The 14,812-nt window shown below is 59.7% G+C and carries 18 protein-coding genes, 1 pseudogene and 1 riboswitch; of the genes and pseudogenes, 7 read left to right on the top strand and 12 right to left on the bottom strand.

All coding sequences use genetic code 11. The features are described 5' to 3' along the window. Positions 1-120 precede the first annotated feature (120 nt). Positions 121-399: a hypothetical protein gene (locus tag BPHYT_RS18375; RefSeq protein WP_012434605.1), complete on the top strand. Its 279-nt coding sequence runs from the start codon at positions 121-123 to the stop codon at positions 397-399. Between the two features lie 154 nt (positions 400-553). On the opposite strand, the gene BPHYT_RS18380 is transcribed toward BPHYT_RS18375, so the two are convergent. Next, complete coding sequence (locus tag BPHYT_RS18380) at positions 554-763, bottom strand: hypothetical protein (protein WP_012434606.1); 210 nt, start codon at positions 761-763, stop codon at positions 554-556. A 224-nt stretch (positions 764-987) separates the two neighbouring features. Then, positions 988-1,740 carry an IclR family transcriptional regulator domain-containing protein gene (locus BPHYT_RS18385; protein WP_012434607.1) on the bottom strand — a complete coding sequence of 251 codons (753 nt, stop codon included), beginning with the start codon at positions 1,738-1,740 and terminating at the stop codon, positions 988-990. Between the two features lie 203 nt (positions 1,741-1,943). Here BPHYT_RS18385 and BPHYT_RS18390 point away from each other — a divergent pair, with 203 nt between their 5' ends. After that, positions 1,944-2,876, top strand: a complete 933-nt coding sequence (locus tag BPHYT_RS18390; protein WP_041758615.1) for a DMT family transporter — start codon at positions 1,944-1,946, stop codon at positions 2,874-2,876. A gap of 87 nt (positions 2,877-2,963) precedes the next feature. Here BPHYT_RS18390 and BPHYT_RS39120 read toward each other — a convergent pair whose 3' ends face one another. The 5 genes from BPHYT_RS39120 to BPHYT_RS18405 all read right to left on the bottom strand — a co-directional run bounded on the left by BPHYT_RS39120 (position 2,964) and on the right by BPHYT_RS18405 (position 6,844). Next, on the bottom strand, positions 2,964-3,215 hold the full coding sequence (locus BPHYT_RS39120; protein WP_012434609.1) for a hypothetical protein: 252 nt from the start codon (positions 3,213-3,215) through the stop codon (positions 2,964-2,966). Next, on the bottom strand, positions 3,212-3,418 hold the full coding sequence (locus BPHYT_RS38255; RefSeq protein ID WP_148225098.1) for a hypothetical protein: 207 nt from the start codon (positions 3,416-3,418) through the stop codon (positions 3,212-3,214). Before BPHYT_RS38255 ends, BPHYT_RS39120 begins: the two co-directional genes overlap by 4 nt. Before the next feature lie 576 nt (positions 3,419-3,994). Then, entirely contained in the window at positions 3,995-4,681 is a 687-nt protein-coding gene (locus BPHYT_RS18395) for a DUF2242 domain-containing protein (RefSeq protein ID WP_012434610.1), read from the bottom strand. Between the two features lie 156 nt (positions 4,682-4,837). Beyond that, complete coding sequence (locus tag BPHYT_RS18400; protein ID WP_041758618.1) at positions 4,838-5,488, bottom strand: lytic transglycosylase domain-containing protein; 651 nt, start codon at positions 5,486-5,488, stop codon at positions 4,838-4,840. A 372-nt stretch (positions 5,489-5,860) separates the two neighbouring features. After that, entirely contained in the window at positions 5,861-6,844 is a 984-nt protein-coding gene (locus tag BPHYT_RS18405; protein WP_202945175.1) for a helix-turn-helix transcriptional regulator, read from the bottom strand. A 115-nt stretch (positions 6,845-6,959) separates the two neighbouring features. Here BPHYT_RS18405 and BPHYT_RS18410 point away from each other — a divergent pair, with 115 nt between their 5' ends. The 3 genes from BPHYT_RS18410 (at position 6,960) to BPHYT_RS18420 (ending at position 8,722) form a co-directional block, all read left to right on the top strand. Continuing rightward, the gene (locus BPHYT_RS18410) at positions 6,960-7,607 is read left to right on the top strand and encodes a glutathione S-transferase family protein (RefSeq protein ID WP_012434613.1); all 648 of its coding nucleotides are present in this window, start codon (positions 6,960-6,962) and stop codon (positions 7,605-7,607) included. Positions 7,608-7,786: 179 nt separating this feature from the next. Continuing rightward, a complete protein-coding gene (locus BPHYT_RS18415; RefSeq protein ID WP_012434614.1) occupies positions 7,787-8,047 on the top strand; it encodes a DUF6723 family protein in 261 nt (86 codons plus the stop codon). 72 nt (positions 8,048-8,119) lie between these two features. Continuing rightward, positions 8,120-8,722 (top strand): copper-binding protein, encoded by a 603-nt coding sequence (locus tag BPHYT_RS18420; protein ID WP_012434615.1) that lies wholly within the window; start codon positions 8,120-8,122, stop codon positions 8,720-8,722. A 4-nt stretch (positions 8,723-8,726) separates the two neighbouring features. On the opposite strand, the gene BPHYT_RS18425 is transcribed toward BPHYT_RS18420, so the two are convergent. Then, entirely contained in the window at positions 8,727-9,104 is a 378-nt protein-coding gene (locus BPHYT_RS18425) for a response regulator (RefSeq protein WP_012434616.1), read from the bottom strand. Positions 9,105-9,298: 194 nt separating this feature from the next. On the opposite strand from BPHYT_RS18425, the gene BPHYT_RS18430 reads away from it, so the two are divergent. Beyond that, entirely contained in the window at positions 9,299-9,949 is a 651-nt protein-coding gene (locus BPHYT_RS18430; RefSeq protein ID WP_012434617.1) for a DUF429 domain-containing protein, read from the top strand. Positions 9,950-10,475: 526 nt separating this feature from the next. Here the strand turns inward: BPHYT_RS18430 and BPHYT_RS18435 are convergent. The 4 genes and pseudogenes from BPHYT_RS18435 to BPHYT_RS18450 form a co-directional block, all read right to left on the bottom strand. Further along, entirely contained in the window at positions 10,476-11,456 is a 981-nt protein-coding gene (locus BPHYT_RS18435) for a hypothetical protein (RefSeq protein WP_012434618.1), read from the bottom strand. Between the two features lie 169 nt (positions 11,457-11,625). Further along, positions 11,626-12,138 (bottom strand): annotated as a pseudogene (locus BPHYT_RS18440) (MFS transporter); the annotation flags it as partial. Between the two features lie 133 nt (positions 12,139-12,271). Further along, positions 12,272-12,628, bottom strand: coding sequence for a DUF190 domain-containing protein (locus BPHYT_RS39650; RefSeq protein WP_012434620.1), 357 nt, complete (start codon positions 12,626-12,628; stop codon positions 12,272-12,274). Between the two features lie 36 nt (positions 12,629-12,664). Continuing rightward, entirely contained in the window at positions 12,665-13,975 is a 1,311-nt protein-coding gene (locus BPHYT_RS18450) for a voltage-gated chloride channel family protein (RefSeq protein ID WP_012434621.1), read from the bottom strand. A 79-nt stretch (positions 13,976-14,054) separates the two neighbouring features. Continuing rightward, positions 14,055-14,126: riboswitch (Fluoride riboswitch) on the bottom strand. A gap of 320 nt (positions 14,127-14,446) precedes the next feature. Between BPHYT_RS18450 and arsD the strand changes: the two genes are divergently transcribed. Then, positions 14,447-14,812, top strand: a complete 366-nt coding sequence (gene arsD, locus BPHYT_RS18455) for an arsenite efflux transporter metallochaperone ArsD (RefSeq protein ID WP_012434622.1) — start codon at positions 14,447-14,449, stop codon at positions 14,810-14,812.

Here is a 14,812-nt window from a genome sequence, read left to right on the forward strand (position 1 = left end):
CATCCCGCTTCCGAATACGCGTGCCGTCCCGTGCGCGCGGAACCCGAACGCTGCGCGCTCGCGCGACGTCCGGCGCGGTGCGTACAATGCGGGATTACTTATCTGGCAGAGGCCTTCCGAATGGCGATGAAAAAAACCGACCTTGAAAAGAACAAGGCACTCAAGCTGAACAATGCAATGAAGCTGTCGACCGCCGACCGTTTCGGCAAAGCCGCCGCGGCCGAGCCGAAGCTCGATCGCCGCGAGCAGCGCAAGCTCGATCAGGCGCAAGGCCTCGTCGCGTTTGCGTGCAAGCTGAACGGCGATCTGGTGACCGAACTGAAAGAGCGCGCCGCGACGCATCCCGAAGGCATGACCGGTCTGCTGAACGAAGTCATCAAGCGCGGCCTTGCCGGCTGATCACCGCAACAAAGCTGTCCCAAATGCAAAAAGGCCAGAGCTCGTGCTCTGGCCTTTTTGCTTGCTACGCCTTCATCCGGATCGTGCCGCACTCGCCGGCTAGCGGCGCCGTGCGATCGACCGGTGAAGCTGGCCCGAAGTATCGGGCAGCAGCTTAGTTTTGCACGCCCTTGTCGTTCGTGCCAGCTGCCGAAGCGGCTGCCGAAACCGGAGCGCGCTTGCCGTGCGTCTTCAGCTTCTTGATGTGATGCTTCTTCGGCGCGCTTGCTGCAGCAGCCGGTGCTGCGTCCGACGCTTGTGCGAAAGCTTGAACGGAAACCAGCGCGATCGAAGCGGCTGCGAGCGAGACGATAACTTTTTTCATGTGTTGTTCCCCAAACCTGGACGACTGAGTCAATGTGAATGAATAAGCTGCACGGTGAAGCAGACAGGGCTTGAGGCGCCTTCCCGCTCCCCGCGGGAGAGTATTACCCAGTGTAGGCGGTTTGTCATGCCCAAAACTCGATATGTATTTTCCGGGAGACAGCTTGCTTTCGACCCGCTTTCACTCATTAAACACGCCATACCAGGGGATTCACCTAGACCGCCTCAAACGAGGTTGCGCAGCAGGCTGGCGTTCTCCAAAAGGGTCGGCAGCACGCGGTGTAGCGCGGCATTGGCCGACTCCTGTCCGATCGGCATGCTGACACTGATTGCCGCCACGACCGAACCATGCCGGTCGCGCAACGGCACCGCGACGCCGCGCACGCCCAGCTCCAGTTGCTGGTCGGTGACCACGTAGCCATTGCGGCGAATTTCGCCGAGCACGTCGCGCAACTGGTCGATCGTCGAATAGGTGTGCGGCGTGAACACCTTGATCGGATAAGACGCCAGCCACTGCTCGATGCCTTCCGGCGCCTGGAACGCCAGCAGAACCAGTCCCGCCGACGACAACGGCGCCGGCGCGCGCGAACCGAGCACGAAACCCACCGCCATCGCCCGGTTCACGCCGTTGCGCGCAACGTACACCACGTCGTGTTCGTCGAGGATCGCGACCAGCGCGGTTTCCTGCACGGTCGCGGTGATGCGTTGGAGGAACGGCTGCACGGTGCGCGGCAAGCGCGCCGAATCCAGATACGACTGCCCGAGCCGCAAAACACGCGGCGCGAGCCAGAACAGCTTGCCATCGGTATCCACGTAGCCGAGTTCGCGCAGCGTCAGCAAATAACGGCGCGCCGCCGTGCGGGATAGACCCGCACGGCCGGCCACCGTGGTCGGCGTCATGCGCGCGTGCTCTTCGTCGAATGCTTCGATGATCGCCAGCGCTTTCGCAGCGCCGGCGATCCAGTCTTTTTCATCCATTGCGTTCGCCTGAAAATCGGCCAGTCGTTGAGGCTGTCGTGTCTTGAGGTTTCAGGGCCGACTCGCGCGATTATCGCGCGGGTCGGCGAGGAAATGAGAGGCCGGCGGTCGCGTTCGGGTGTTCGCTCCATGTCGGGTTTTTTCGCACACGCGGATAAAATCGACGCCTGCCCGTCACAACAACCGAATTAGAAAACCCACCGTTGAAAGCCGAAACCCGCCAACACCTGCGCGCCAATGTTCTGATGCTGATCGCCGCGATAATCTGGGGTTCCGCGTTCGTCGCGCAACGCCTGAGTCTCGATGCGATCGGCCCGTTTCTCTTCACTGGCCTGCGCTTCCTGCTCGGCGCGCTCGTCGTGTTGACGCTGATCGTTTGCGTGCGGCGCTCCGCACTCGCTGAACTGTCAAAGCGCGAACCCGGCGGCGCACGCGAGTTGCTCGGCGCGGGCGCGCTGCTCGGCATGGTGCTGGCCGCCTCGATTTCATTGCAGCAGATCGGCCTGCAGTACACGAAGGTCGCCAACGCGGGTTTCATCAGTTCGCTGTACGTAGTGATCGTGCCGCTGCTGGGGGTGCTGTTCAGACATCGGACGGGAATCGGCACGTGGCTCGGTGCGGTGCTCGCGGCCGTGGGCATGTATTTCCTGAGCGTCAACGAACATTTTTCAGTGCTGTACGGCGACTGGTATCAGCTTGCCGGCGCGCTCGTGATCTCCGTTCAGATGATGCTGGTCGGACGTTTCGCGGTACGCCACGACACGCTGATGCTCGCGCTCGTGCAGTTCGTGACCTGCGGGCTCGCATGTCTAGTGGTCGGTCTCGCCATCGAGCCAATCAGCTTTGCGGTGATCGCGCGCGCCGCGCCGACCATCCTGTACGGCGGGGCACTGTCGGTCGGCGTCGCCTATACGATTCAGGTGGTCGCGCAAAAGCATGCGGCGCCGTCGCACGCGGCGGTGATCTTCAGCATGGAAGGCGTGTTCGCCGCGCTCGCGGCGTGGCTCGTGCTCGGCGAAACACTCTCGGCGCGCGCACTGTTCGGATGCGCGCTGATGCTCGCGGGTTTGATCGTATGTCAGGTGATGCCGGCGTGGCAACGCGGGCGTGAACGTGTGCCTCACACGTCGTCTTGAGGACGGAGCCAGTCGCCGCATTCGGCACTGGCGCGCGCAATGTGTTTGTTTGCGCGGGTGGTCGTGTCTTTGGCCTGCTTGCCGCTCTCAGGCTGCCCGCGGATAAGCAAGCAAAGACGGTGTATCGGCGGTCGGCGGAAACACACACCAGCAGCCGTCGTCGTGACGAAAGAAAAACAGGCCGCGTGAGCCCGCCTGAAGCGAAGTCTCGACGCGCACATAACGCCGGCCTCCCAGGCGAGTGCGGCTGAATTCGGTGACATGAACCGCCGCCGAAGGCTCCGGCGCAAGCCATTTATCGACTAGGAACCGCAGTGACCGTTCGCTCGACGCTCTCATGATCTACTCCGGGCCGGCTTGTCCTGATGCGCGTCGCGCGCGGCGTCGGTGTTTTCATCGCTGTCGGCGACATCCGCTTCGTGTTCAGTGGAGGCGAGCGCGATGGCCCGGTTGGTGGCTGCCGCCCGCAGCGTACTGCAATGACTGGCATGTCGAAGATCCGAGAGAAGACGGACAAGCTGTCGTGCTGTTCTGCGTTTCATTACACACCCCCGCACTGCACCAATAACTTCAGAAAACACTTTAACTCTATGCCTGGATCAGCCGTTGCCGAAATGGTTTTGACTAAATAGCAACAGTTGCGCTTGCAAAAAGAGAGACGCAATCTTTGTACCGTCCGACTTTAATGTGCGCGTACGGCCGTAAGCGGTCTGTTCGCTGGCGAGCGCTTGGCCGGGTTGAAAAACTTGCCCTGCATCTATTGGAAAAACGACCTCAGGCGCGAGTTATCCACATTTCCCTATGAATAACTTTGGGATAGCGCATGGAACAGACTGTGTGCGGAATCTTGATAAGACCGCCGACGGAGCACGCCCCAGCAGAGTTATCCCGAGTTGGCAGTTTCTCTACAGACGTGATCCGAAGGGTTATGGAGTTTGTATGACGTTGATGTGACTGCACATTTGGGAGTTATCCACAGAAAGGGTTAACCCTTGTTAACTATTACTACATATGTATACGTATGAAGTAAAAGACATAGGATAAGTGATGCATCGCGATGCGCTTAAAGGCTGATCGCATCTTGACCAGCCTCGACACCGCGAAATCCCGCGTGTGGATCAGGGCACCACGCCGGCGCCGCTCGCCGGTTGCACGGACGCCGCCTTGCCGATGGCATCGGGCATCGCGGGAACGGGCACCGGCGCCGTCGCTTCGACCGGCACCGGCAAAAGGCGCGTCTCGATGCGGTTACTGGCGACCGGCTGCGTGCGCACCACCGTTTGTAGATAGTGGTCCACAAGACCGAAGAACCGATCGTAGAACTTGCCTGACGGGATGGTCTCGCTCGAAATCTTGACCATTGCATCGCTGTTCGAGCGGATCGGCAGCGACAGCGAACCCAGCACGCTCAGTCCAACGCTCGCTGACGTATCGCTTTTCTTCAGCGCAAAACCGTTTTGCACGGCGTTGACGTAGACGATGCTGGTGTCGCTCGCCTCTTCTCCCGGGGTGCAGACCACATGAAATTCGACGACCACGTGGGTGTCGCCCGTCGGCTGGAAGTTCTTCGTGCCGTCGACGGTGTCGCTGCGCGTCATCGTCGTCAGATAGCCCTGGCTCAGGAGCGCCCGGCGCGCGGCCTCGCAGCTATCCGTCGTGCTCGAATTGAAATTGCGCGCATAGGGACTTGCGCCCGTTTCGAACAATTCCTGCTGGAATTTTGGCTGGGGCGTGCTGCTACAGGCGGCAAGTGTCAGCAGGCCCACACACGCGGCGGCTGTGATTCTGAAAAGCGAGGTCAACATGGTCGGTCGGAAGAGGCGCTGTGTCAGCGCGAATGGGAATGCATTGTAGAGCGGTTACGAACTGTGCGTAAAAAGCGCGCAACGGGTGTCGTACAGGGCGTGACAAAGCATTGCCACAGCAGCAACGCGGCGGCAGAAGAAGCGCTTGGTTGTTGCTTAATGCGACGTCGCGTGAGGTCCGGTTGCCGGCGTAGCGGCGCCGTTCAACCCGGCAGCATTGACAGCCGGAAGGGTGAACGCATTGACCCAGTTGCCTGGTTCCGCACAACGATCAGACGTCGATCGTGGCGTGCACGTGCCGGCCTGCGCGTCCGATTGCTGAGCGGCTTCTTGCGACGGTGCGACCGCCGCAAAGTCTTCGACGCGCAAGCTCACCTTCTGCGCGTACGCTTGCGATCCGCCGTAGCTTTTGAGCGCGGCGTTCATGTCGCCGTTGGCTGAGCGCATATAGCCGTAGAGAATCGCCGAGCCCACTTCGATGTTCGCGGTCGGTTCGGTCAGGTCCTTAACGTTCCTCAGCAGCCCGCGATGCGCGCCCGGCACGACCTGCATTAGCCCGGTCGCGCCGTTGGCGCCCTTGGCCTTTTCCTTGAAACGGGATTCGATCGAGATGATCGCCAGCAGGAGCGCCGGCGGGAGGGAATATTTCGAGGCGGCGGATTGCACCGCGTCGGAAATCTTTTGAGCCTTTTCTTTTGCCAGACCGAACTTTTGCGTCAGATACGCGGACATCCGGTCGGTGTTCTCGTCGGCCGTCGCGGTCTGCATCAGGCCGAGCGAAAGCATCAGGCAAAGTAACCGGCTCATAGCGGAGGACGGGAAAAAAGGGGATCCGGGCATTATAGCTCTGCCCCCAAATCAGGCCCAGAGACAGTCTAAATTCGTCTTAGGAATCGCGCGCGGGCCGAGCTTGATTGAGTTTTAGCGCGAGGTGTCGGACTCCAGCAAGTCGCCCCGCCCGCCGGGTTGTCGACCGGTTTCTTTGCTTCTCAGTTCTTGTGCCGTTAGTTGCAATTCGCTGTTTAGCTAGTAATCGAACTTGTTGCTGTTATCCGTCCCACTCGGAGCCTCTGCTGCGCTCTCCGCCAACGTGCGACTCCATATCGACGTGCGTTTCAGCCGTACGCCTGTCAGCTCACGCGCCGTATGACCGCGCCCGCGACGGATGCCGTCACGCCATCATTGCGCATAACGGCGATGCAGCGTCGCCGCAACCTCCGACATCCGGGCGCGCAACTCGGGTGGCGCCAGCACTTCTGCCTCAGTGCCGAAGCGCAGCAACTCGGCGCACGCCTGCCTAACCGAACCGACCGGCAGCGTCACGGTGCGCCAACCATCGTTGGGATCCGGTTCACCGATGATCGCCGCCGAACGCGCGAACGGCGACGTGAAGACATCGAGCATCTGGATGCCCCAGGGCGACAGACGCAGCGTCGCTTCGCTCGCATGCATTTCCTCGGAGAGACGCTGCGTGCTGTCCTGCCAGTAAGTGGTGAGATCGAACGCACACGGCCGCTCGAACGTCTCGTCCAGCAGGCTTATTTCGAGAATGCGCGAAATACGATAGATGCGCAAATCCTGCCCCACGCGTCCGACCACATACCACGCGCCGCTTTTTAGCACGATGCCAAGCGGTTCGATCCGGCGAAACTTCTCGGCTTTCCAGCTCTGATAGCGAATCTCCAGCGGATGCTGCTCCCACACCGCACGCGCGATCAAAGGCAGATGGGCGGGCTCGTCCGCGTCCGAAAACCACGCGGGGGCGTCGAGATGAAAACGCGAGCGCATGCGCTCCGCGGTGGAGCGTAATTCGACCGGCAGCGCGGCCAGCAACTTGGTCTGCGCACCGGCCATCACCGCGCCCAGGCCGAGCGCCTGCATCGGGCCGGGCAGGCCGGCGAGGAACAGCGACTCCGCTTCCTGCGAGGACAGGCCGTTCAGCCGTGTGCGGTAGCCGTCGAGCAGGCGGTAGCCGCCTTCCGCCCCACGCTCGCTATGAACGGGGACACCGGCGGCGCTCAGGGCGTCGATATCGCGATAGATGGTGCGCAACGACACCGCGCATTCATCGGCGAGGAACTGTGCGGTGACGCGGCCACGCGCCTGCAGCGTCATCAGGATAGAAAGAAGTCGGCTCGCTCTCATGCGGACAAGTGTAGTCATACCTGCCACAAACTGACAGGTATGGACGCTTAGGATGAAGACACCTCCGGCGCCTCGTCATTGCCGCCGAGCCCGGTTTTTTCGTCCGCCACGCTCATTCGGGAAGTCTCAAGCCATGACCACAGATCGCACGATCACGCTGTTCCACTCGCCGCAGTGCCGCTCCGTCAGCGCACTCACACTGCTCGAAGAACTTGGCGCGCCATACGAGTTGAAGGTGCTGAACATGAAAGCCGGCGAACAGCGTAAAGCGCCTTATCTCGCCATCAATCCGCTCGGCAAAGTGCCGGCGATCCTCCACGGTGACGCGCTCGTTACCGAACAGGTCGCGATCTTCATCTATCTGGCGGACCTGTTCCCTGAAGCGCGTCTCGCGCCGGCGCTCGACGATCCGTCGCGCGGGCCCTACCTGCGCTGGCTGGTGTACTACGCGGCGTGCTACGAGCCCGCACTGGTCGACAAGGCGATGAAACGCGACCCCGCACCGGCCGCCACGTCACCCTACGGCGATTTCGATTCGATGATCGGAACGGTGACGAGCCAGTTGCAAGCCGCGCCCTATCTGCTCGGGGACACGATGTCGGCGGCGGATATCTTGTGGGGCATCGCCTTGCATTGGGGAATGATGTTCAAGCTGGTGCCCGAAACGCCAGTCCTGCTCGATTATGTCGAGCGCATCTGCTCACGGCCGAGTTTCGTGCGCGTGAGCGAGCGGGACGTGGCGCTGGCGGCCGAGCACGCGGCGGCCGTCAAAGACGCCTGAGCAGACTTGCGGGCGGCCTTGTCACCGGCCACCGCCCGTCTCGCGTGCGGGCTCGCCAGTTGAGTCCGCATGGATTTGAGACAATGAAGCCCGCCGGCGAATATCTTCCCGGACAACCGGGTGTAGGCTTGGCGTTTTCATGCCGCCGCCGGCCCATCGAACAAGAGATGTCTTCAGGTATGAGCAAGACCGCATTTATTCCCAGCGTCCCCGCGACGTCGGAGGACGAGTTCGAAATTTCAGCCACGTCGAAGCTGGCCGGCTACCGGCGTTTCTTCGGCGTGTTGAAAGTGGTTCGAACCACCGACGGACGCGTACTGTTTCCGTTCGACGGCGCGCCCGAACTCGGGCCGTACGCGACCAAGCTGGAAGCCGTCGCGGCGGCGCAGGTGTACGGCGAACATATTGTCATCAGCGACCTGGCGCGACCGGAGTTGTAGAAGCGAGTGCATGCCGGCGTTGCGTTGATGGCTCGAGTTTCATCGTCGTGGTGATCACTTCGGGAGCAGCAAATGATCTGCGCGCGCAAAGTCGGTTCATCGGCCGCAGTCGTGCGGCGTGCGGCCTCCCTCTTGAGCGTGCTCGCCGCCACGCTCTGTCAATCCGGCTTCGCACAGGACGCCAGTGCCCCCGCCGGACAACAGGCACTCGGACGCGCCGAGGTGATTCACGCACAGGTTCGCGTTGTCGCGATCAATACCGCCACGAATAGCGTCACGCTGCGCGGTCCACGCGGCAATCTCGCCGATGTCGACGTCAATCCTTCCTTGGCCGACGTCAGCCGGCTCAAGGTCGGCGACAAGCTCAACGTTGCTTATCAGCAGGCGCTCCTGTTGAACATCGACAAGCTCGCGACAAAAGGTGTGCGCGAGCGCGTGGAGACGACCGCGGCAATACCGGCGTCGGCGGGCTACGCGTCGTCGGCGCATAGTGTGAAGGTGGTCGCGACGGTGATGAAGATCGATCGCAAGAGCCGCATGGTGACGCTGCGTGGCCCGAAGCATCAGCAGGTGCTCAGGGCCGCGAAGGGTATTTCGCTCGATGGGTTGAAAGTCGGCGACAGCGTGCGCGCGGAATTCGTTTCGGCGGCGGCCGTGGAACTGGTAAGGGAGTAGCGACCTATCGATGCCGTTGCCGATGCGTAACGTGCTCAGCCAGCAGCCGATGCATCGTAGCCAATAAAATCGGCCCATCTACCGGCTTACGAAGGAACCCGTCGTAGCTGACAAAAGCGGGCGGACTCGGCTCTCCGGAAACCAGAATGAAAGCGAAGTCGGCTAATCCAGGAAGTGTTCGCAACCGATGGCAGAATTCGCTCCCCGACATGACGGGCATCCGCCAATCCGCGACCACTATATCGACCGGGGCTTCAATGAACATGGCCAAGGCCGACCGGCCGTCGCTGGCGGTCCTTACTTCAAATCCATCAGCGGCACAAATGGCGCCCCATGCGGCCAATGCTTCCTCGTCATCGTCTACCAGCAGTACGCTTGCCATACCCTTTTATCCGAGTCGCCATATTCCGTTTGGCAGCCTGGTGTCGGCCAAAGTTCACACGGCCATTAGGCTCGGCTCAATCACCGTCAATGCAGTAAAAGGTACTGAGTGAAACAGCATTACACCTGTAACGATAGCCGCAAGGGAGAACATCGCGCGCCGACGCTGGGATTCAATTCAGGAGCAATTGCACGATGAAGTCGGAACGCGTTGTAGCTGGAATCGATATCGGCGGAGACCGGAAAGGGAATCACCTCGTTATTCTTCGCGGCACCGAGATTGTGTGCAACATCAGCAAGGAGCCGCCTGCTCATATGCTCGAAAAGTGCCTCCAATTCGAGGTGGCAGCGGTAGGTATCGATGCGCCCTGTCTATGGCGAATTGGCGAGGCTGGCAGGCAAGCCGAGAAAGAACTCGCCCGGCAACGAATCTTTTCATTTGCCACGCCGACTCGCGAACTGGCCTTGGCCAGTCAGAGCGGATTTTACGAGTGGATGTTCAACGGCGAGCGTGTTTATCAGGCATTCGCATCGCATTTTCCTCTTTTCACCCATCGAGGCGAAGTCAACGGCCGAGTCTGCTTCGAGACGTTCCCACACGCGATCACCACCGCGCTTCTTAAGACTGAGGCTGCTTCAGCGAAGAAAAAACGAACGCAACGCCGAGAGGTTCTGAAAGATGCGGGAATTGAAGCAGCTTCGCTAAGGTCTATCGACGAAGTGGATGCGGCGCTATGCGCGTTGAGCGCTCATTACCTGCAAGAAGGAAAGGTCGTGACGTATGGCGATGAACTCGGCGGATTCATCGTCGTGCCGGCTCAACTTGACGGCAGCAGAACGAAGTAAGTCGGGCTCCTTGAGCGATTGAAGTTATACGCGTGTGCTCAAGAGCCGTCGGCAACGAATAAGACGTCGTAAAGCGCGAAGCGCTTCTGCCTGCAAGGCAGAAGCGCTTCGATTACACGCCAACAACAACCGTTGGAGAGCACAAATAGTTTCAGTTAACGAATGCCAACAGTTTCGGTTAGCGAGGAATTTTTTGAGTTAAAACAGGCAATTAGAAGTATCCCGACTCGACGAGTGTCCAATTCAGCTGCATTGTAAGCGTCAAAGCGCGGTTCGCAGCACCGACACCATCAGTTCCGGATAACGCCCCCCAAGTGCAATCCTACGGTCGTCCGACTATCTGTCGGTAAGAATATTGAAGGTCGCTTCGCCCGGAGGACGCTAACGCAGCGATGCTGAATGAACATCAACAAGCAAGCGTCTTCCCGAAGTCACACCTATCGGCGGGTGCGCCTTCGGGTTAGGACGCTTGGAGTCGTCTCTCGTCAAAAATGAGTCCGGCGGAATCCGCACAGACGTTAACACACTAGATGTCACCGGCAAACCGCAGGTCGTCGTCTGGGTTATACCCGCTCGACACCGGGCCTTCAGAAACAGCGAGCCAGTTGTCCGGCATATCTACGTCGAAGGTCTCGAAAGCCTTGCGTTCCGCGTCACGTCGTTCGGCTTCAACTTTCGCACCGCGGTTGGCGACCTTCGCGCCGGTGGCGCATTTTGGCCTCTTGGGAAGGCCGTGCGAGGCAGCAATGACCTGCCTCATCCTGCCTGGCAACTTTGCTTTTCTGCTCTGCACCTCGGTAATGTACTTGCTCGCACTTCGCGCGGTCTGACGCGCGTGATGTACCAGCCAGACGTTGCGTCCAAACTTTCGCTTAGACTCCCGCTCTATTCTGAGAGGCCTCATCGTTCCATCTTCCACGGCCCAAACAACGAATTGATTCGTGTCAGGATGCTTTTTAACCTTAATGAACAGGTCACCACGTCGCCCCGATGGAGTCGACATGTGCTGATTCCATAGTGTCTTCAGACTGTCACACGAATAGCGCGCACCGTCGACGGAAACCGTTCCTTCGCTGACCTGAAGTGGAATAGTCTCAATCAATCGTGCGTAGGTTTCCTGAGACGACCACTCAATCGCGGCGTCAGCCAACCTTTCGGCACGCAGGAGGTCAAATAAGCCTTTCGGCGTCACAGCGTCGCCCTTCCACTTTCCATCCTTCACCATCCACTCAGGAAGACGGTCGAACACATTTCTAGCTGTGTTCCAGTCGTGGATAAACGTTAGAACAAGTTCGACGAAGACGTCGAACTGGATTCGCGCCCACCGCTCACTATGGGCCTTGGCATCCTTATCGTTGCCAGCCCTCCCTCGAACGTAGAAGCCCGGCAGCCTTTTGAGAGCCTCCTGGATAAACTTGTTGACAGCTTCTACGATTGACTTGTCGCGCCCCCTCCTTGCTCGGGCAAACCGCACCCCCACCTTCATCTCGCTTATAAGGGCATTCACGAGACCACGGGCCTTTCCCGGTCCCCGGTCAAAACGAGCCTCGTCGCAACTGCCGTGCACGAATCCTGGAGTCAAATGTGCTAACCCCATGGTTTCTAGCAACTCGGTCTTGTCTGAAAACGCATTGAACAAGCAATTCCGATAAGCGTGAGAAGACTCGTTTTGCACCGTTATCTGCCCACACCAGCATGATGACGACGGCCACTAGCGGTTCCAGGAACGCACCCACCGTATCAAGCGACTGACGAAGTCCGAATGCAGCACCGCGCAGATGGTGCGGAGTCACGTCCGCGACAAGCGCGTCGCGAGGCGCGCCTCGAATACCCTTGCCGACCCGGTCGATGACGCGAGCGGCCACCACGATTCCAATGGTTGGAGCAACCGCAAACAGCGGCTTGCTGATTGCGCCGAGCGAATAGCCGGCCACAGCCAGCCACTTTCGGTTGTCCAGGTAATCACTCAGCGTTCCTGAGAATACCTTGACGATTGGGGCCGTGGCCTCAGCAATGCCTTCGATGAGACCTATTGTGCCAGCACTGGCGCCAAGGCTTGCCAGCAGAAACATGGGCAGAACGCTATGAACTATTTCGGACGAGACGTCCATGAAAAGACTGACGTAACCGAGAATCCACACGCTGCGTGGAATCTGGTGGATAACACCGACCGGCGGTCTTCTTTGCATTGGATTTGGTGACATCAAATGGTAGCTCGCAAGGGCGCACTATAGACAAGGCTTTAGGCGACCCAACTGTCGCCAATCTCGTTCAGCTTCGTCGAGCAAATATCGGCTAGCCGGGGACCGGCACCCTCGAGATTCAGCCATCAATTTTCGCGGTCTCGCAAGGCAAAAACACCGCGCGAACGCCTTCCAGTCCCCTACCGTGGATTTTCCAGAAATCCCTAACCTTAATTTCCAGGTCAATGAGTTCGAGGCAATGTGGAAAGCGATGGTGCGCCACCTCCACGTGTTCGTGATGCACACGGTCACTACCGAGATAGCCGGCGTGAACGCGATGCAGAACTGCCTGCTCAATACCTGCGTTCTTTGCGTGATGAAGGAGATGACGCGCAAGACTCGGGCGCGTGAGGCGATGCCAAAAGCGGTTCGACTGGTGGGTATGGGCGCGCTCTGAGTGGTGGAAGTACAAGCGCAGCGAGATTAGTTTCGACATGGTTCAGTTGTAGGCAAGAGCGGCACTAGACAGGATTCAGGGGCGGGTTACGGTGGCGGAGTCCGGCCGTCCGGCACGGCGTATCGCGGGGATGTCCGAAAGTCGCATCCCCGAGGGCAGTAGCGGATGTTTCGCATGGCCGACGCGTTGGGCACGGTAGATACCTGTGTGGCCGGAAAACAGATAAGCCACGACGCAGGCCAGCGCCGCATACATGCCGATGTCTGCGCCAAACAGCTCGATTGCCATGACAGTCGAAGCAATAGGTGTATTAGCGGCGCCGGCGAATACGGCGACGAAACCCAAGCCGGCGAGGACTGGCATCGGCAACGCCAGCACGTGCCCCAGCGCATTCCCGAGTGTGGCTCCGATATAGAACAGCGGCGTGACTTCGCCGCCCTTGAAGCCCGAAGCGAGCGTAACTACGGTAAAACCGAATTTGCCCGCAAAGTCATAGACAGGCAAAGACTGGTTGAACGATTCAACGATAGTCGGAATACCCAGGCCAAGGTATTGCGGTACATTAAGCACGGTCGCGGCTAGCGCTACAACGAGTCCACCTACGAACGGACGCGCCGGTGCGTAAGCAATCTGTCGCTTGATGAACGCCGACAGCGCGTGGGTCGAATCGGCAAACAGCATACCGACGACACCGAACGCAATGCCCGCAAGAATAACGGAGCCCAGTCCGAGCGGCGAGACGTGCGGAACGAACGGAATCGTGTAGACCGTGTGATGAATCCCCCAGACGCGACAGACTTGGTTTGCAACCAGTGACGACGCGACGCAGGTCAACAGCGCGTCGTAGCGCAGGCGCCCGATTGACAGCACTTCCAGTCCGAATATCGCCCCTGCCAGCGGGGTGCCAAACACCGATGAGAAGCCCGCTGCGATTCCACCCATTAGCAGGATGCGGCGGTCTTCCCGTTCGAGGCCAAAGAGTTTCGTTACCTGGTCTGCCAGCGCCCCGCCCATCTGAACGGCCGTTCCCTCCCGCCCGGCCGAGCCGCCGAACAGATGCGTGACTACGGTGGCGATGAGTACGAGCGGCGCCATGCGCTTAGGCACGATTTTTTGAGGGTCGTGGATTTCGTCAATCAGCAGGTTGTTCCCGCCCTCTACTGGCTTGCCGACGCGGTGATAGACCCAGCCGGTCGCAAAGCCAGCAATGGGCAAAAGCCACAGCAGCCAGGCGTGGCCAACACGAACGTCGGTCGCGCTGTCAAGCGCATAGAGGAACAAGGCGGATGCGCTACCCGCCAGTGCACCCAGAATGCACGAGAGCAGCAGCCAGCGCGCGAGGTACGGAACCATCGCGAACTGCTCAATAGACTTCAGGTGTTTCATTGCGGTCCAGGTTTGCGTGTGCGTCAAACCTGGGCGACAGGGGGCGTCGCATGGACGGCCTACGACCTCCTGCACCCAGGAACTCGTAGGCATCATCAGCTCTGCGGGAATGCAGGGCGGTTACGGGAGGAATGCCATCTCCGAAAGCTTCGTGATTCTATGCGACAAGATATGGCACTGCAACAAGATTGTCGCCGAGAATATGGGGCAGATTACGACGACTACAGCAGCGTAAGAAAGAGAATCGCAGCCAGCAAAGCCCCGATACCTGTTACCAGCGACCCTGCCTTGATGCTTGTCAACGAAGCAACTGGAGGCGCCAGGCAAGCGATTCGATTCCCCATGCAGCGAAATGCCGCTCCATCGTCTGTAACTTGACCGATGTCAATGACGCGTCCTTCAACGGGACGAGCATGACGGAGTGGACGCGGCTGCGGTCTGGCCGGACAGGCGGAATTCGTGGGAGCAACGATGAGCAAACTTGAAGTGTTTGAGCCGGCCATGTGCTGCGCCACTGGCGTCTGCGGCGTCAACGTGGACCCGACGCTTGTTCAGTTTAGCGCTGATGTCCGGTGGCTCGCTGAACATGGTGTCGAAGTCGTTCGGCACGGCCTCGGGCACGACGCGGCAGCCTTTGCCGCCAATCCGGAAGTCGTCCGGGAGCTGCATGCGGGGATGGACCGCCTGCCCATCGTAACAGTGGATGGTCGGGTCATCTCCGCCGGGGTATATCCGTCACGTGTCCAACTGATTCAGAAACTGGGGCTCAAGGTTCCCACCACTGATAAGCCGCACATCAAGGTTGGAAGCTGCGGCTGCAAGCCCGGCGAATGTTGA

The sequence above is a fragment of the Paraburkholderia phytofirmans PsJN genome, from assembly GCF_000020125.1.
Classification (GTDB): domain Bacteria; phylum Pseudomonadota; class Gammaproteobacteria; order Burkholderiales; family Burkholderiaceae; genus Paraburkholderia; species Paraburkholderia phytofirmans.